We start from the raw sequence: 17,826 nt of genomic DNA, 5'->3' as shown, positions 1-17,826 counted from the left end.
ACGATGAAAGTCAAAATTTGCGGAATTCAAGATCAGGAAACAGCGATTTATGCCCAGGAAGCTGGAGCGGATGCGCTTGGATTCGTATTTGCTGAAAGTAAAAGGAAGGTCACTGCAGAGGAAGCGGCTAGAATAAATCAGGATCTAACAGGTGTCTTAAAGGTCGGTGTGTTTGTTAATGAAGACCTTGACCTTGTCAGATCCATTGCTCAAGAAGCACAGCTTGATTTCGTGCAGCTTCATGGAGAAGAGTCAGCAGATTACGCCAAAAAGTTAAAGCTGCCGACGATCAAAGCTTTTAATCATAAAGAAGGTTTATCTCTTCAAGAGATTTTGCAATTTCCTGCCGATTATATTTTAATCGACAGCGCGGCCGGTCCTTATAAAGGAGGAAACGGCACTACATTTGACTGGAAGAGTTTATCTAAAGAAAGATTTGACCGATCCCGCCTCATTTTAGCTGGAGGTCTTGATCCAGAAAATATTGCTGAAGCCATACATATTGTCCGCCCGTATGCGGTCGATGTATCAAGCGGAGTAGAGACGAATGGAAAGAAAGATTTGAAAAAAATCCAATCATTTATAAATGCAGCGAAAGGAGTTAATCAATTATGATAACTTATTCTCAACCAGACCACAAAGGACATTTTGGTTCATTTGGAGGACGGTATGTACCGGAAACATTGATGCAGGCGGTTCTTGAATTAGAAACAGCTTACGATGAAGCGATGAAAGATCCTGCATTTTTAGAGGAGCTGAATGAATATTTAACGGATTATGTCGGCAGGGAAAATCCGCTTTATTTTGCCCGTAATTTAACGAAGCAGCTGGGCGGGGCGAATATTTACTTAAAGCGGGAAGATTTAAACCATACAGGTGCCCACAAAATTAACAATACGATCGGGCAGGCTCTTCTTGCTGTTCGAATGGGCAAAGAAAAAGTAGTCGCTGAAACAGGCGCCGGTCAGCATGGTGTGGCAACAGCGACGGTTTGCGCTCTCTTAAATCTGGAGTGTGTCATTTTTATGGGTGAAGAGGACATGAGACGCCAAAAGCTGAATGTATTCCGAATGGAACTATTAGGGGCCAAAGTTTATGGCGTGAGCCAGGGCAGCGGCACGTTAAAAGATGCGGTGAATGAAGCGCTGCGCTACTGGGTGTCAAATGTGGAAGACACTCACTATATTATGGGGTCTGTCCTTGGTCCGCATCCTTTTCCTAAAATGGTGCGCGACTTTCAAAGTGTGATCGGCTATGAAACGAAAAAACAGCTGTTTGATAAAACTGGAAATCTTCCCGATGCGCTAGTTGCGTGCATTGGCGGGGGCAGCAACGCTATGGGCATGTTTTATCCATTTATTGAAGATGAAAGCGTGAAAATGTACGGGGTAGAAGCTGCCGGAAGCGGAATCGACACCGATCAGCATGCGGCTTCATTGACAAAAGGAAGTGTCGGAGTGATTCACGGCAGCAAGATGTATCTGCTGCAGGATGAAGTGGGACAAATACAGGAAGCCCATTCGATTTCTGCGGGTCTTGATTATCCGGGCGTTGGTCCTGAACATAGCTTGTTAAAAGAAATCGGTCGGGTGAATTACGTGGCGATTTCAGATGAAGAAGCACTTGATGGCTTTAAACTGTTAACGAAAACAGAAGGCATCATTCCTGCTCTTGAAAGTTCGCATGCGATTGCTTATGCGGCGAAACTGGCAGGTGAAATGAGTAAAGATGAAACGATCGTGATTTGTTTATCAGGACGCGGAGATAAAGATGTAGAAACGATTAGAGAAAAGTTAGGGGGAGAATAAGATGACGAAAGAAAAATTAGCGTCTGCATTTGCCGCTGTTGCAGAAAAAGACGAAAAAGCATTTGTTGCTTATATTATGGCAGGAGACGGAGGGCTTTCCTCTCTTAAAGAAAAAATTCTTCACCTCCAAGAAATCGGTGTGACCGTGGTTGAAATCGGGATTCCCTTTTCAGATCCAGTGGCGGACGGCCCTGTCATTCAGGAAGCAGGCCAGCGTGCATTGGCTCAGGGAGTTACTTTAGACAAAGTATTAAAGGAATTAGCAAGTTTTCAGAATGAGGTATCGATTCCATTAGTCGTTATGACATATTTAAACCCTGTTTATCGCTATGGTCTTGAAAGGTTTGCCGAAGATTGTGTAAAAGCCGGTATCTCAGGAGCCATCATTCCCGATGTCCCACTCGAAGAAGAGGATGAGATACGCGATCCCATGAAGAGGCACAGTTTAGCGCTCATTCGATTAGTAACGCTGACCAGTCCCGAGAGCCGGATTAAAAACATTGCACAAGACGCAGAAGGCTTTATTTATGCAGTAACTGTCAATGGCATTACCGGAGCACGAACCACATTTAAAGAGAATGTGCCATCCTATTTGAAAAAAATTAAAGAGCTAAGCCCGGTACCTGTTTTAGCCGGATTCGGTGTGTCGTCAAGCGAACAAGCAGCAGAGCTTGGGAAACATTGCGACGGAGTCATAGTTGGCAGCAAGATCGTAGAATTATTTCATACGGGCAATCAAGAAGCAATTCGAGAGATCATCCCAAAGAAAGCCGGACAAACCGTGCAAGCAGAATAAATGCATCAGATTGAAAAATTTTAAGTTGAAAAAAGATGATAAGAAAGCCCGTCCCAATTCTAGAAGCAATAAGGGAACGGGCTTTCTCTCCAATTATTTAACCGCTGTGACACAGACAGTTAATTCAGGGCGTACATCTTTATAATAAGTGGCGCAGCCGCTAAAGCCGCATTCTTCAAGATCCTGACGAATCATCAGACCGATTTCCTTGGTTTTTTGCTCGTCCGCATCTTCTTCGCGCGGCTGGACAGTAATGGCGATTTTGCCGCCGGGTTTAAGCATATGAAATAAGTTCTGAAGCCCTTTTTTTCGGTCGGACCATAAAGGGTAATTGTTGACGGTGAATATTTTATCATATTGATTTTCTGTGTGGAAATCAGCTATATCATCAACAAATAAATGAAGACGGTCATTCGCAATCAGTTCTTTATTATGGCTTTCTGCTTCATTTTTCATGGTCTCTGAAATATCCACGCCATCTATTTGAAGATGTTCAAAGCGGCTGCTGAGCAGCTCAATGGCATAGCCGGGGCCATAGCCGACTTCTAACAGCCGGTCGCCATCTTGCACGGATAAAAGGTCGAGTGTCCACTCATTGATCTTGCGGTTTTCATAGAACATGATTTTTCCGGCGATTTTTCCTAACGTGCCTTCTGGATCGATAAATTGTTTTGAAAATGACGAGAACATATTCTGGCCTCCAAATGGTTTTAGTTATTATTTCACCGTTTGTCAATTAGTAAACCTGAATCATTATGATTGATCTTCCCACGAGATCTCCGTTTCTTCCAGATCATCTGCGACGGGAAGCGCAATTTCTAATAGGTGATTTCGGTAAATGGTTTGCACACCTTTTCGTTTAACAGCTACAGGCAGCAGAAACTCTTGCCGGCCATTTTCATGATTGCTCATTTCCAAAACGATTTTATGGCTCGTATGCCTCACTTTTAACTCTTTTAAGTCAGCAGGCGAGATAGAGAGCCGGATATATACATAATGAAAGGTCTCAATGATCTGCACTGGCTGGTGATTGGCAGGTTCCATCTTTGGATGATTGGCTTCAAAGGGAGTTTCGTTTTTAGCAGAATGAGCCATCACTTTCTTTATATATTGTTCTATATCTTCAGGTTTAATAGGTTTTTGAAAGTCAAAAGAAGGGAATGAAGATGAAAACAAGTTCCATGGAAACATGAAGCCACCGCCTTTGCAGATTATTACTGTTATTCTATGCATGCAGGGAGGCAATGTTTAATAAACTTACCCGTCTCCTAAAGAGGAATAAAGCAGAAGAAATCGGTCGTAAAGCATGAAAAAAAGCGGTTAATGGAAACAGCCGGATAAAATTGATGAAAAATAAAAAAAAACATTGGTTTTTCCAGTTAACAGTAGTAAGATGGTACATGAAAAAAGTACCTTCCAAAAATCATTCATAAAAACTACAATTTTTGTTTTGATATATCAGAATAATTTTTTTAGTAAGAATGATTTGTTTACCAGAAACTTTTTTCAACTTAAAAAAATGTCACAAAAATTTAATAAATTAAGCTTTAAACCTTTTACTTGCTGCTTTACAGTGATAAAATATCAGTGTAAGCGGTTTATTTTCAACATCCTATTTCTATTCTACATATTATTTAAAATTTCTTTATGTTGGGAATAATTAATCAAAGCAACTTAATCAGAAAGTAAAAAATTAATGGGCGAAATTAGTTGGAGGTTTTTCAGAATGAAGATGCAGACAGGCCAAGGAAATCCATGGAGTAAATTCTTTGGGCCAAACCTTGGATATGTGATGGAAGTGTATGAACAATATGTACAAGATCCTGAACAAGTGGACCCTGAACTGAAACAAATGTTTGATCAATGGGGAGCACCGATTGTTGAGGGGCAATCTGAAACAGGCGTTCAAGCGGCTGCAGCTGCTTCGCCAGACGATCTTAGAAAGTTATTTTCCGCAGTGAAGCTTGCAGACAGCATCCGTATTTTTGGACATTTAGCTGCTGACATTAATCCGCTTCATGACCGCAATAAAGATTCACGGAGAATTGAATTAAGCTCATACGATTTGACAGAAGAAGATTTAAAAGGGATCCCGGTTGAGTACATTTGTCCGGATGCTCCTTCATATGTGAAAAACGGATTTGATGCAATCCAACATTTAAAAAAGGTTTACACTGATAAACTGGCTTTTGAATTAGCCCAAGTACACGATCTTGAAGAAAAGAAATGGCTGAGAAGCCAAATTGAATCGACTAATTACTATCCGACCTTCTCTAATGAAGAAAAAGTCCAGCTTCTAAAACGTTTATGTGAAGTAGAAGGGTTTGAAAAATTCATTCACAAAACATTTGTCGGTCAAAAACGTTTTTCTATAGAAGGATTGGATACGCTAGTTCCATTACTAGATGAATTAATTCATTACTCTGCCATGAACGGTGCTGAAACAATTAATATTGGAATGGCTCACCGTGGACGTTTAAATGTTTTAACTCATGTATTAGGAAAACCATATGAAATGATCTTTGCCGAGTTCCAGCATTCTCCAAGCAAAAAAGTGCTGCCGCAAGGGTCAATGAAAATGACGACTTACGGCTGGACAGGAGATGTGAAATATCACCTGGGCGGAGACCGTAATTATAAAGATGAAGATGCATCAAATACAACACGCATTACACTGGCTAATAATCCAAGTCACTTGGAAGTGGTCAGCCCAATTGTAACTGGATACACAAGAGCAGCTCAAGAAAATCGTCAAAAGGCAGGGGTTCCAGAGCAGGATAATGCTTCTGCAATCGCTTTCCTTATCCATGGAGATGCAGCTTTCCCTGGACAAGGTGTAGTCAGTGAAACATTTAACTTCAGCAGAATCAAAGGCTATCAGACCGGCGGATCCATCCATATTATCGCTAATAATATGATTGGTTTCACGACTGAAAGCTATGACTCTCGCTCTACTCGCTATGCTTCGGATTTGGCTAAAGGATTTGAAGTGCCAATTGTACATGTCAATGCCGACGATCCAGAAGCATGTTTAGCAGCTGCTAAAATGGCGATCGAATACAGAAGCAAGTTTGGGAAGGATTTCGTTATTGATTTAATCGGCTACCGCCGTTTCGGCCATAATGAAATGGACGAGCCAATGACGACAAATCCAACGATGTACCAAATGGTCAAGAAGCATCCAACGGTTCGTGAACTGTACGCAGATAAACTTGATTCACGCGGTGTATTGCCGAAAGATGAAGCGAATAAACTATATGATGAGAACCAAAAGAAACTAAAGGATCTATACGAAACGGTGCCGAAAAAGGATGATAACCCAGATATCGTTATGAATCCTCCTAAGGTTGTTGAAAATGAACTTCCTGCATCAGGCACAGCTATGGATGCGAATGTTTTATCAAAAATCAATAGTGAATTACTTCAATGGCCTGAAGGCTTTAATGCTTTTAAAAAGCTTGAAAAAATCCTTAAGCGCCGTGAGACAATCTTTGAAAATGACGGAGCGGTTGATTGGGGCCATGCAGAAACGCTTGCCTTTGCTTCCATTCTGAAAGAAGGCACACCAATTCGTCTGACTGGCCAAGATTCACAGCGTGGAACGTTTGCTCACCGAAACCTTGTTCTTCATGATGAAAAATCAGGGGAAGAGTATATTCCATTGCATAACTTAGATGGAGTAACGGCTTCATTTGATGTCATTAACAGTCCGCTCACGGAGACTGCTGTTGTCGGGTATGAATATGGATACAACGTATTCTCTCCAGAAACATTAGTACTTTGGGAAGCTCAATTCGGAGACTTCGCCAACATGGCACAAGTGATGTTTGATCAATTTGTATCATCCGGACGTGCAAAATGGGGGCAAAAATCTGGTTTAGTTATGCTTCTTCCACACGGGTATGAAGGACAAGGCCCTGAACATTCCAGTGCCCGCATGGAGAGATTCTTGCAAAGTGCGGCTGAAAACAACTGGACAGTGGCCAACTTGTCTTCAACGGCGCAATACTTCCATATTTTACGTCGTCAGGCTTCTGTGTTAAAGAAAGAAGAGGTACGCCCGCTTGTCATCATGACACCGAAGAGCTTGCTTCGTCATCCGCTCGCTTCTTCAAAAGCTTCCGAGTTTACTACTGGCGGATTTAACTCAGTTGTGCAAGAAACTCGTACAGGCAGCGAAAAAGAAAAAGTGGAACGCATTGTAATGTGCAGCGGAAAAGTTTCCATTGATTTAGCAGAACAAATTGATAAGCAAGAGGAAAGTTTAGACTGGCTGCATGTACTTCGTGTAGAAGAACTGTATCCATTCCCTAAACAGGATATCACTTCGATCTTATCAGAATATCCGAATGTCAATGAAGTAGTGTGGCTGCAAGAAGAACCGCAAAATATGGGCGCATGGACTTACATTGCACCGCGTTTGCGCGATGTGGCACCTGAAGGGGCGAATGTCCGTTATGTCGGCCGCCGCCGCCGCTCAAGCCCGTCTGAGGGAGACGCGATTGTTCATAAAAAAGAACAAGCAAGAATTCTAAATGCAGTATTAACACGCAGCTAAAGTTTGGCTATAAGCAGAAGGCCGTCATGAACGGCGGCTCCCTGCTTGTACATATAGAATCAACTAATTTATAATAAATACGTAAAAATGAGACGGAAGAATATAGAGGAGGATTCAACAGTGGCTGAAATTAAAGTACCAGAGTTGGCAGAATCGATTACAGAAGGAACCATTGCACAATGGTTAAAACAACCGGGAGATTATGTTGAAAAAGGGGAATACATCGTTGAGCTTGAAACGGATAAAGTAAACGTTGAAGTTATTTCCGAAGAAGCCGGTACGATCAAAGAATTAAAAGCTGGCGAAGGTGATACGGTTGAAGTTGGACAAGTAATCGCAGTTGTTGAAGAAGGTGCTGGAAACGGAAGCACTGAAGCTCCTGCAGAACCGAAAGCAGAAGCGCCAAAAGAAGAACCGAAGAAAGAAGAGCCTAAACAAGAAGCACCGGCACCAAAAGAAGAAGAAAGCAAACAGCGCCCAATCGCTTCCCCTGCAGCGCGTAAATTAGCTCGTGAAAAAGGCATCGATTTAACTGAAGTTCCGACTGTAGATCCAATGGGACGCGTTCGTAAACAAGATGTTGAATCTTTCTCAAGCCAGCCTAAACAAGAGGCAGCACCTAAACAAGAACAGCAGGCAAAACCAGCTGCTCCTAAGCAAGACGATGGAAAGCCAGTTGTACGCGAGCGCATGAGCCGCCGTCGTCAAACTATTGCTAAGCGCCTAGTCGAAGTTCAACAAACGGCAGCGATGCTGACAACTTTCAATGAAATTGACATGACAGCCATTATGGAACTGCGTAAACGCAAAAAAGACAAGTTCTATGAAGATCATGATGTTCGTCTTGGTTTCATGTCATTCTTCACTAAAGCTGTTGTGGCAGCACTGAAGAAGTATCCGTACGTGAATTCTGAAATCGACGGAAACGAAGTAATCTTAAAGAAATTCTATGACATCGGTGTAGCTGTATCTACTGAAGATGGATTAGTCGTCCCTGTTGTACGTGATTGCGACCGCAAAAACTTCGCTGAAATTGAAGGAGATATTTTAGGTCTTGCTCTTAAAGCCCGTGACAATAAATTAGCACTGGGTGATCTGCAAGGCGGTTCTTTCACAATCACTAACGGCGGTGTATTCGGTTCACTTCTATCCACTCCAATTTTGAATGGACCGCAAAGCGGGATACTTGGTATGCATACGATCCAAACTCGTCCAGTGGCCATTGATAAAGATCGTATGGAAAACCGTCCGATGATGTATGTAGCTTTATCTTATGATCACCGTATCATCGATGGTAAAGAAGCGGTTGGCTTCTTGAAAATGGTCAAAGAATTAATCGAGAATCCAGAAGATTTATTGCTTGAAGGTTAATAACTGATGAAAAATCCAGTCCGATGAGGGCTGGATTTTTTTGTCTGGATACGATTGAAGTAACTAGGCAATAGTAAGTTTGATGCTTCAACTCGAAAGGAGAGACGTACATGTCATTAAATCAGCTTGAACTTCAAAACCTTCGCCACTTGATTGGTGGTCATCAAACGACAGCAGCAAAATTGGAAACATATGCTGCTCAGACACAAAATCCTCAATTGAAACAAATGCTGCAACAAGATGCACAGGCGTCCATTCAATCATGCCAAAAATTATTAACATTTTTACAATAAGGAGGGTTCAGCATGTTTCAGGAAAAAGAAATGGTTAATGATTACTTATCATCACTCAACGCATCTTTAAGCGGCTATGGGTCCATTATTTCTCAAACGGACAATGAACAGCTGCGTCAAGCATTGATTCAGATGCGTAATGCAGACGAAGCAAGACAAAAACGGTTGTATGATTTCGCTTCCCAGCAAGGATACTATCAGCCGGCTGCTGCAGCTCAAATGCAAGAAATCCAGCAAGTAAAGGCATCTTTACAGCAAATCCCTGCACAGCAGCAGATATTATCTCAGCAGCCGCCTAGAATGAATGGTATCAATCCTGTCAATTAATAAACAACATAATAAAAAGGTGCGCAGCTGCGCACCTTTTATGACGTTTATGTCGTTTTTAATCCTCTTTTTTGAACTTCATCTTTTAACATCCGAATCCAATCTCGATCTTGACCTTGTTTTTTGGCATCCCGGTAAGCAGCAACAAGCATTTCATTACTCATAATTTTCATGAAAATACCTCCTCTTTGAGATTCGTTCGTGTTAACAAAATAAAAATAGAGAATTATCTTTATTTTCTGTTATTATACAGGGTAATCTAATATATGAAAAGAGGTAAACAGCAAACTCCATCTAAAGTATGAGGAATAATCATTTTAATAAACTAAACTATATATTTTATTCCGTTTATATAAATATATTATGTAAATTGTATCTTCCAAGCAACTGTTGAACAGCAGACAGACATACTTTCACACTTAAACCAGGTGTGGTATGATTATGGAAAGTAATGATTGTCTAAGTAGGAATGCTCTTGTAATGATCGTTCCTATTTATAAATTATTTATCTGATAAGGAGAATACATATGATTCATTTAACTTGGGCAGACCAGCCAACTGTTAAAAAGGTGACATGCGTACATACCAATGCTAAAAAATACATGGTCAATAATGCGCTAACAGCCGGAAAAGAGTATGAAGTGAAGAACGAAACAGAAGAATTTTATTTCGTCGTAGATAATAAGGGGAAAGTATCTGGTTTTTATAAAGAATATTTTCAAAGCTAAAAAGCAAGGATCTCCTTGCTTTTTTTATATATATTTATTTCCATTTTTATAAAAATTTTTTAAAACTCACCTAGTAATTTTATCCTATCTTTGATATTATTATCAACAAGTGATAGAGGTTAGGTCACAATGTATATTTAAAAGCGCGTGTTTATACATATTACTTTGTGATGGATTTATAGGGGGAGTAGAAGTGTTTGATGAAAGAGCCGCTTTAAAGGTACGGCTAGAGCAGCTGGCTGATTCCGAAATGAAAGTTATGCAAGAGTTTCGCCGCGAAAGAGAAGAGATTTTTCGCCGTATTAAAGAATTAGATGAAAAAGAATCTATGAAAAAAGATACATCCAAAGAAATTGTATCGCTGACAAAGATCGGAGACTTTCCTGGGAAACGAAAACGGAGAGGACGCCGCAGTGAAAGCTTAAATGGATTAAGAGATATCGCCGTTTCTATCTTGAAAGAACAGAACATACCGATTCGCGGAGTGGATCTGCAACGTCAAATTGAAGAAAAAAGTGAAAAGAAAATTGCGAATATGACGACATTTATGGTTGGATTAGAGCGTGAAAATCACAAGGTTCGAAAATTAGGCAGAGGATTGTACATATACGATTACGAAAGCTGATTGCACAGGCAGTCAGTTTTTTTATGCTTAACATTAGAAAGGCAGTGAATTAAGCTGGCGAACCGTCCTTTTCATTGCCATTCCTCTACTCGTGTGTTTAAATATTCTACGAAACAATTTATATAGAGAGAGGAACGATCCATTTGAATATAAATGAACTCCCAGAATCCATCCAAGAATTAATAGAAAATAGAAAGGGATTATTTACAAACGATCCTTTAGACTGGCTAATTGGAAAAGCTGGATATAAACCATCTGATCAAACGATTCTTACAGATGCAATAATCGCGCTTTCGCTCGGTAAAAACGTCCTTTTAAAAGGGCCAACCGGTTCAGGAAAAACGAAGCTGGCAGAAACATTATCTTCCATATTTAATCAGCCGATGCACAGCATTAACTGCTCAGTAGATCTTGATGCAGAGGCGATGCTCGGCTATAAAACCATCAGCGAACAGAATGGAAAAAATGTGATTGAATTCATACCAGGTCCAGTGATGAAAGCCATGAAATCCGGACATTTACTTTATATAGATGAAATTAATATGGCGAAGCCTGAGACACTGCCTATATTAAATGGAGTACTCGACTATCGCCGGATGATTACCAATCCTTTTACTGGAGAAGTGGTGAAAGCAGAATCTTCATTCGGAACGATTGCGGCAATTAATGAAGGCTATGTTGGAACGGTGCCATTAAATGAAGCGCTGAAAAACCGATTCGTGGTCATTGAAGTGCCGTACATCAGCGGAAATGCGCTCATGGAAGTATTGGCCGAGCAAAGCTTGCTGACAGATAAAAAGGTAATGGAACGGTTTGTCCAGTTATCTCATGATTTAATTACACAAGTAAGAAATGGGCAAATTTCTGAAGAAGCAGGATCGATCCGTGCACTGATTGATACTTGTGATTTAGCTGTCCATATGCCTGCAAAACGCGCCATACAGCGAGCGATCATTGATAAGTTAGAAGATGAAAGAGAACAGGCAGCTGTCAGAAATATAGCTGAAACTTTATTTGAATGAGGGATCATCCATGAAACGTTTTATACAATTTAACGATGAAACCGTCAATTCCTTTTTATTAATGGAACTGAATGACTTGGCAAAAACGTTAACAAGGAATTCAGAAATAGAAGTGCTGTACGGTCCGCATTCTTATTTAGATCAATTAAATGAGCAAATTTTTGTCAGTCACTTTTGGGATCACCGTCCCTTCGAAGTAGAGAGAGCCGGATTAAAAACGGATATCTATCTTCGTGCGGTTGGGAATTATGATCATACAGATTTAAACGCGGTTGGTGAGTATGTAAAAAAAGCCAATAAGAGTGCTATTCCCTCTTTTGCCAGACAGTTATTAACACTTGCGGAAGATATCAGAATTGAAGAGCTTTGCAAAGAGAGGCGGCCTGGGACGAAGCGAATGTTTGCGATTCGCCGCGAGACTTACAGAAAGTATTTTGATACGCAGCTGAATGTTAATCAAATGAAAAGTTTGCCGGCGGATTCTTTATTCAACGCGATTTATTTGCTTCTGAACGCCGATTACTTAATGGATGCGCCTTCGATTAACGAACCGGTTGATGCGGCCATGCCATTTATTCGCCAGACACTAATGAGATTCTATGAAACGAAGTCGACGCAAGAAACCATTACCTGTTGTTTGGAATTAATTGATGTCTTAGAAGAACTCTTGGCGCGGGATATGCTCAATACTTATTTTCACCTGCCTGATCTATCTGCACCATTAGAAGATAGCGGAGATACGTTTGACGATATGCGCAGAAAAGACCCTTTAGCTAATCAAGATGTCCTCGATCAGGAAAAAACCGGAGAAGAAGAAATACTTGAGGAAGAATTTCGGACTTGGCACAGAGAAACGAGTGAATTATCTCAGTCCTTTTTACAGTTTGATTTGGATCAAGGGTCTCAAACCGATCTTTTTGGTGAAGGAGTCAGAGAAGGAGAAGCGGGAGATCAGGCATTAGCTATGGTTCAAGGGGCGGCGCAGAAAACTGACCGTAAAGATTTCGAACAGCTTCTCGCTGAACAGATGCAAAAAGACACAGGAAAGACCGGGGAAAAAGAATCGGTCTACGGGAAGGAAAACCGATATGCAGTACCTGTCTACCGGAAAGCTGATCCGCAGAAACAGGAAGAGCGGGACAAATACAGAGAATACCATGCCATAGTGGCTCCTCTACAAAAGAAGTTAAAGAACATGATTGAGAAAACGCTTGAGCATAAAAAAATTCAGCCGAGACAAGATTTAAAAGCTGGCAGACTTAATAAGAAGTTATTGCGTTTCTTTTTGGATGAACAGCCGCGGCTTTTTTATAAAAAACAAGAGCCTTCGCCAGAAATTGATGCAGCTTTTACGCTGCTGGTCGATTGTTCTGCGTCTATGTTCGATAAGATGGATCAGACCAAACTCGGGATCACTCTTTTTCATGAGGCATTAAAGTCTGTGAGAGTACCGCATGAGATCATCGGGTTCTGGGAGGACACGAATGAGGCTTCAGAAACGAATCAGCCCAATTATCTGCAGACGGTTATTGACTATCGTTCGTCTGTTCAGCAAGCCAGCGGCCCTGAGATCATGCAGCTAGAGCCGGAAGAAGATAATCGGGACGGCTTTGCCATCAGATTGGTGACAGAAAGAATCATAGCGAGAGCGGAAAAACAGAAGTTTCTGTTAGTGTTTTCTGACGGGGAGCCCGCCGCCTTTGATTATGACAGAAACGGGATTGTCGATACCCATGAAGCCGTACTTGCTGCAAGGAAATGGGGAATAGAAGTCATTAATGTCTTTTTAGCCAATGGCGAAATTGATGAAGCTCAGAGGTCAATTATTCAAAACATCTATGGAAAATACAGCATCTTTGTGTCGGATATTAATGAACTGTCGGATGTCTTGTTTCCGTTATTGAGAAAGTTATTGTATAAAAGTTTATGATGTGTTTTGAATAATTAATATTTTTAAAAAAGTCTGAAATTTTACTGTTTTACCGGAAAAATATTATATTTTAAAATAATATTTTATTATCTTTCTATATTAAAAATTCTAAAAATTCTATTGACACTTATATAGTAAATGAGTAGAATGAAATTCGGAGATAGGGCAACTGCGAGTAAAATAGGTACTCGTCCCTAAATGGGACGAGTATCTTTATGTCTGTGGCAACAAGATGAAAAAGGAGAATTTTTAATGAAGAAAAGAGATACCGTATTTATTGGTTTAATGTTATTTGCTTTATTTTTTGGTGCTGGAAACCTTATATTCCCGCCGTATTTAGGAATGGAAGCAGGAACGAGTTTCTGGCCTGCGATTATAGGTTTTGTCATTACAGGTGTGAGTTTGCCGATTCTAGCTGTCGTGGCGATTGCTCTGGCGTCGAATGGAGTGACATCCATTGGCAGCCGAGTACACCCACTGTTTGGGATGATTTTCGCTGCGACCATTTACTTAGCAATTGGGCCATTTTTTGGTATTCCAAGGGGGGCCAGTGTAGCCTATGAAATGGGTGTAAAGCCGTTTTTAACTGCAAATGCCGGTTCAATGTCACTCTTTGTCTTTATGACAGTATTTTTTGCTTTGGTGTTTGTCTTAAGTTTAAATCCGACAAAATTAGTGGACCGTATTGGTCAATGGCTGACGCCAGCCCTTCTTCTAGCGATTGCTGGACTATGTATAGCGGCCTTTTTAAAGTTTGACGCTCCGCTCGCTGCTCCGACGGAAAAGTACGCAGAAGCTCCGTTCATCAAAGGTTTTATTGAAGGTTACTTAACAATGGATACAATCGCGGCACTCGCATTCGGGATTATTGTCGTTAAAGCTTTCGCTGATCGCGGAGTTACTGATAAAGCTACGATCGTTAAGTCCACAATTACAACTGGTATTATTGCCGGCGCTGGATTAGCTGCGGTATATGTAGCCATTGCCTGGATCGGGGCAAAGATTGTTCATACAGGCCAGTTTGAGAATGGCGGCGCGATCTTGACAGAAGCTTCACAGATGCTGTTTGGTTCTGCAGGAAAAGGGCTCCTTGGCTCAATCGTGGCACTAGCTTGCTTAACGACATGTATTGGACTGACATCGGCTACTGCGCAATATTTCACGGAACGCTGGCCAGCTGTTTCTTATAAACGTTTTGTTGCTTTGTTGACGATTGTCAGTTTTATGATTGCAAATTTAGGGTTGACTCAAATCATTTCAGTATCTGTTCCGGTGCTTGTCATGATTTATCCTTTTGCCATCGTATTGGTATTGCTGGCATTTATTCACCCGCTTGTTGAAAACTCAAAGTTTATGTATGTGGGAGCTGTTCTTATGACAGCGATATTCAGCATTAATGATGGGATGCAGGCTTTTGGCTATCCAATCGAAGCACTGCAGCAAGCTATTTCATGGGTTCCTTTATATTCTTCTGGTTTAGGCTGGCTGTTGCCAGCGATGGTTGGCGGTTTGGCTGGATTTGCCGTTGATCGAGTAACGAAGCCTTATTCTAAAACCGTCCATTCGATGGATTCTTAATATCTACTAACAAGTGCGGCTATCATAGCCGTGCTTTTTAGTATGATCTAAAGATGAGAAAGTGGTAGTCTTAAGAGAGAATCATGTTGAGGGGAGGAGGTATTCATGAACATTATATTATTCGACGGCACCTGTCTTTTTTGTCAGAGAAGCGTTCAATTCATTTTGAAGAGAGATCCGGAGGGGTACTTTAAATTTGGCTCGCTGCAGAGTGAAAAAGGACAAAAGCTGCTTCATCAATACAACGTTAAACGTGACCTTGATAGTGTCGTTTTGATAAAAAATGATCAAGTGTTTATGAAATCAAGTGCAGCTCTTGAAATAGGCAAGCATTTAAAAGGGGGCTATAGAATTCTCTCTGTTTTAAAAGTCATTCCGGCTCCTATAAGAGATGCTGTCTATGATTGGTTTGCTAAACATCGCTATCAATGGTTTGGAAAATCAGAAAGCTGCATGATGCCATCTCCGGAATTTAAAAAACGGTTTATTGATTAACTAACGAAAAAGCTGCCAGCATCAAGGTATGGCAGCTTTTTTTTCATTATTTCAAATGCAGGAGCTTTTGTTTTAATTCATTTTCCATCGTAGATAATTCTTGCTCAGCCTGCTTTCGTTTCATGCGGCCTTCTTGCTGAATGCGAAGCGTTTCTTCCAATGTGGTAATTAAGTTGGACTGGGTTTTCTTTAATGTTTCAACATCGACTAAGCCCCGTTCATTTTCTTTAGCGGTTTCAATCGTGTTCGTTTTTAATAGCTCCGCATTTTTTAACAGCAGATCGTTTGTCGTCTGTGACACTTGTTTTTGTGATTCCATTGCTTTTTTCTGACGCACAAGTGTCAAGGCAATCGCAACTTGGTTTTTCCAAAGCGGAATCGCTGTCAAAATAGAGGATTGAATTTTTTCTGCTAAGGCCTGGTTCATGTTTTGAATCATACGAATTTGCGGTGCGCTTTGGATTGTAATTTGTCTGCTGAGTTTTAAATCATGCAGCCGCTTTTCTAGACGATCCGCAAATTGAACCATGTCATTGACGTCTTGATAATCCATCTGATCGCCTGACTGCTCCGCTTTTTGACGCAGGGAAGGGATGGTCACTGTTTGAATTTCTTCTAATTTCAGTTCGCCTGCCGCTATAAATATATTTAAGGCTTGAAAGTATTCTTTATTTTTTTCATATAGCTGTTCAAGCATTTGAATGTCACCGATCAGTGTCTTCTTTGAATGATCGAGTTTCAGGCTGATCCGGTCTATTTGCGAGCCGACTTTCTGGTATTTCGAAAGAACTTCCTGTATGGAATCCGACACTTTGCTGAACATGCGGCTGAACATATTTTTCTTTTCTGCCTGCAATTCGTCTGGATTCACTTGCTGAAGCTTTTTCATTAAATCACTTAAGATATCGCCAATCTCACCAATGTCTTTTTGCTGCACGTGATCAAGCATCGAGTGCGAGAAAGTAGAGAGTTTAGACTGGGCTGCTGTACCGTAAGTAATAATGGATTGATGATTAGCAGGATCTATTTGCTTAGCTAAATCCCGAGCCTTTTGCTGATGTTCTGCAGGGAGGACATCAATTAATTGTTTTGGCTTGGTCGTTGATTGTTCGGTTGTGTTTATGCTGGTTTCCATCAATTGTTGATCGAAAGGGTTAGATAATAAATCATCAAGTCCAGCCAAGTCATCATTTAAAACAGTCGTTCGTTTTTCTTCGTTCATGTTATTTTAATCTCCTTTCGTCCTCATCAATAGGCATGTCCAATTTTTTCATAGAATGTTTTGCTACATCCAATTCAAATGTGAGATGTTCAATATCTTTTGCCAGCACTTTATTTAAATCTTTTTCAAGAGTCTTTGTGAGGTCGCCCAGTGTTTCTTTCGTTTCTATTAAAGATTTTTTGACATCCTGATCTTTTATTTTTTGGCTGTTGAGCCAGGCATACTTTTCTGACAATTCAACGACAGAATCCAAATGGGAATAAAAGAAGCTTTCCGCTTCGTAGAATCGCTTTGGTTCTTTTTTGACAATGGAATAGATCCGTTTGACTAAACGATTTAATTCCAGCATTTGCTTAAGTGAGCTAATGCTTCTGAGGCGGATAAAAACGCTTTGGAGCCGGTTGAGCTTTTGCTTCGCCTCTTTCATATTGTCTTGAATAAAGTAATATTCTTTTCGGGTCAATCCGAATTTCTTATATAGACGAACATCTGCCCATTTGCCGAGCCCCATAAATATCGCTGCTGTACTTACGGCAAAAAGCAGAATACCGGCAGCTAAAGGAAGGTTTAACTGGCTGTATCCAATGGTACTGATAATGCCGCTAAGCGGAAGAGCTACAAACAAGCGAAGCAGAATTGAAAAAGCATGTTTCATGGTATCCACTCCAATGATCAGTTTCTTTCTTATACGCAAAAAGCGCCAAATAGTTTCATTTCTTTTATTGAATAATTAAGATCGAACGGAGAAACGCTGTTCGTTTTCTTTCACATCGATTTCATAATGAACGAGCTCATCCGTACGGGAAGAGGGGCTTGGCCCATTTTCTAGAAAGGCAAGAAATTGGTGCAGCGTGTCTTTTTCACCTTGGGCTTCGAGTTCAACCGTACCATCTGGTTTGTTTTGCACCCAGCCGGTTAACCCCCATTGATTTGCCTGATTGGAGGCGAAAAATCGAAAGGCGACTCCTTGAACTTTGCCTGCAGCAATAATTTTTAACCGTTTCATTTTGCACACCCTTCCTATAATTCTACTTTAGCTTTAACTGGAAAAAAGTCAATAAAAAAGCAGAAGC

Annotated in this window: 18 protein-coding genes and 1 pseudogene; 13 read left to right on the top strand and 6 right to left on the bottom strand. The window is 40.8% G+C overall.

The genetic code is table 11. The features are described 5' to 3' along the window. Positions 1-3 precede the first annotated feature (3 nt). The 3 genes from JOC78_RS03365 to trpA are packed head-to-tail and all read left to right on the top strand — an operon-like array spanning position 4 to position 2,604. On the top strand, positions 4-615 hold the full coding sequence (locus JOC78_RS03365; RefSeq protein ID WP_204553004.1) for a phosphoribosylanthranilate isomerase: 612 nt from the start codon (positions 4-6) through the stop codon (positions 613-615). Next, a complete protein-coding gene (gene trpB, locus JOC78_RS03360) occupies positions 615-1,808 on the top strand; it encodes a tryptophan synthase subunit beta (RefSeq protein WP_204553429.1) in 1,194 nt (397 codons plus the stop codon). The genes JOC78_RS03365 and trpB overlap by 1 nt, the downstream gene beginning before the upstream one ends. A gap of 1 nt (position 1,809) precedes the next feature. Beyond that, a complete protein-coding gene (trpA, locus tag JOC78_RS03355) occupies positions 1,810-2,604 on the top strand; it encodes a tryptophan synthase subunit alpha (RefSeq protein ID WP_204553002.1) in 795 nt (264 codons plus the stop codon). Between the two features lie 93 nt (positions 2,605-2,697). Here trpA and JOC78_RS03350 read toward each other — a convergent pair whose 3' ends face one another. Together JOC78_RS03350 and JOC78_RS03345 are read right to left on the bottom strand one after the other, a co-directional pair. Further along, positions 2,698-3,294: an SAM-dependent methyltransferase gene (locus tag JOC78_RS03350; protein ID WP_204553000.1), complete on the bottom strand. Its 597-nt coding sequence runs from the start codon at positions 3,292-3,294 to the stop codon at positions 2,698-2,700. A gap of 63 nt (positions 3,295-3,357) precedes the next feature. After that, positions 3,358-3,795: a hypothetical protein gene (locus JOC78_RS03345; protein WP_204552998.1), complete on the bottom strand. Its 438-nt coding sequence runs from the start codon at positions 3,793-3,795 to the stop codon at positions 3,358-3,360. Between the two features lie 535 nt (positions 3,796-4,330). Here JOC78_RS03345 and JOC78_RS03340 point away from each other — a divergent pair. The 4 genes and pseudogenes from JOC78_RS03340 to JOC78_RS03325 all read left to right on the top strand — a co-directional run. Continuing rightward, complete coding sequence (locus tag JOC78_RS03340) at positions 4,331-7,162, top strand: 2-oxoglutarate dehydrogenase E1 component (protein WP_204552996.1); 2,832 nt, start codon at positions 4,331-4,333, stop codon at positions 7,160-7,162. A 120-nt stretch (positions 7,163-7,282) separates the two neighbouring features. Further along, a complete protein-coding gene (gene odhB / locus JOC78_RS03335) occupies positions 7,283-8,533 on the top strand; it encodes a 2-oxoglutarate dehydrogenase complex dihydrolipoyllysine-residue succinyltransferase (protein ID WP_204552994.1) in 1,251 nt (416 codons plus the stop codon). Between the two features lie 110 nt (positions 8,534-8,643). Beyond that, the gene (locus JOC78_RS03330; protein WP_204552992.1) at positions 8,644-8,826 is read left to right on the top strand and encodes a DUF1657 domain-containing protein; all 183 of its coding nucleotides are present in this window, start codon (positions 8,644-8,646) and stop codon (positions 8,824-8,826) included. Between the two features lie 12 nt (positions 8,827-8,838). Next, positions 8,839-9,078, top strand: a pseudogene (locus JOC78_RS03325) (spore coat protein); the annotation flags it as partial. A 122-nt stretch (positions 9,079-9,200) separates the two neighbouring features. Here the strand turns inward: JOC78_RS03325 and sda are convergent. Beyond that, positions 9,201-9,326: a sporulation histidine kinase inhibitor Sda gene (gene sda / locus JOC78_RS03320; RefSeq protein WP_204552989.1), complete on the bottom strand. Its 126-nt coding sequence runs from the start codon at positions 9,324-9,326 to the stop codon at positions 9,201-9,203. A 354-nt stretch (positions 9,327-9,680) separates the two neighbouring features. On the opposite strand from sda, the gene JOC78_RS03315 reads away from it, so the two are divergent. The 6 genes from JOC78_RS03315 to JOC78_RS03290 all read left to right on the top strand — a co-directional run bounded on the left by JOC78_RS03315 (position 9,681) and on the right by JOC78_RS03290 (position 15,531). Then, a complete protein-coding gene (locus tag JOC78_RS03315) occupies positions 9,681-9,881 on the top strand; it encodes a DUF6501 family protein (protein ID WP_204552988.1) in 201 nt (66 codons plus the stop codon). 193 nt (positions 9,882-10,074) lie between these two features. Next, the gene (locus JOC78_RS03310; protein WP_204552987.1) at positions 10,075-10,506 is read left to right on the top strand and encodes a Rok-like winged helix domain-containing protein; all 432 of its coding nucleotides are present in this window, start codon (positions 10,075-10,077) and stop codon (positions 10,504-10,506) included. A gap of 116 nt (positions 10,507-10,622) precedes the next feature. Beyond that, positions 10,623-11,528: an AAA family ATPase gene (locus JOC78_RS03305; protein ID WP_420829900.1), complete on the top strand. Its 906-nt coding sequence runs from the start codon at positions 10,623-10,625 to the stop codon at positions 11,526-11,528. Between the two features lie 10 nt (positions 11,529-11,538). Further along, positions 11,539-13,458, top strand: coding sequence for a nitric oxide reductase activation protein NorD (locus JOC78_RS03300; protein WP_204552986.1), 1,920 nt, complete (start codon positions 11,539-11,541; stop codon positions 13,456-13,458). A gap of 252 nt (positions 13,459-13,710) precedes the next feature. After that, positions 13,711-15,036 (top strand): branched-chain amino acid transport system II carrier protein, encoded by a 1,326-nt coding sequence (gene brnQ, locus JOC78_RS03295; RefSeq protein WP_204552985.1) that lies wholly within the window; start codon positions 13,711-13,713, stop codon positions 15,034-15,036. 105 nt (positions 15,037-15,141) lie between these two features. Then, complete coding sequence (locus JOC78_RS03290) at positions 15,142-15,531, top strand: thiol-disulfide oxidoreductase DCC family protein (RefSeq protein WP_204552984.1); 390 nt, start codon at positions 15,142-15,144, stop codon at positions 15,529-15,531. Positions 15,532-15,577: 46 nt separating this feature from the next. Here the strand turns inward: JOC78_RS03290 and JOC78_RS03285 are convergent, their stop codons facing one another. From JOC78_RS03285 to JOC78_RS03275, 3 genes are all read right to left on the bottom strand, one after another. Continuing rightward, on the bottom strand, positions 15,578-16,666 hold the full coding sequence (locus JOC78_RS03285) for a toxic anion resistance protein (RefSeq protein WP_420829899.1): 1,089 nt from the start codon (positions 16,664-16,666) through the stop codon (positions 15,578-15,580). A gap of 88 nt (positions 16,667-16,754) precedes the next feature. Then, complete coding sequence (locus JOC78_RS03280; protein ID WP_204552981.1) at positions 16,755-17,408, bottom strand: 5-bromo-4-chloroindolyl phosphate hydrolysis family protein; 654 nt, start codon at positions 17,406-17,408, stop codon at positions 16,755-16,757. Between the two features lie 75 nt (positions 17,409-17,483). Next, a complete protein-coding gene (locus JOC78_RS03275; protein WP_204552979.1) occupies positions 17,484-17,759 on the bottom strand; it encodes an acylphosphatase in 276 nt (91 codons plus the stop codon). Positions 17,760-17,826 lie beyond the last annotated feature (67 nt).

The organism is Bacillus ectoiniformans (genome assembly GCF_016908875.1).
Classification (GTDB): domain Bacteria; phylum Bacillota; class Bacilli; order Bacillales; family Domibacillaceae; genus Bacillus_BX; species Bacillus_BX ectoiniformans.
The sequence above is the reverse complement of the archived record's forward strand: the minus strand, read 5'-3'. Positions and strand labels throughout refer to the sequence as shown.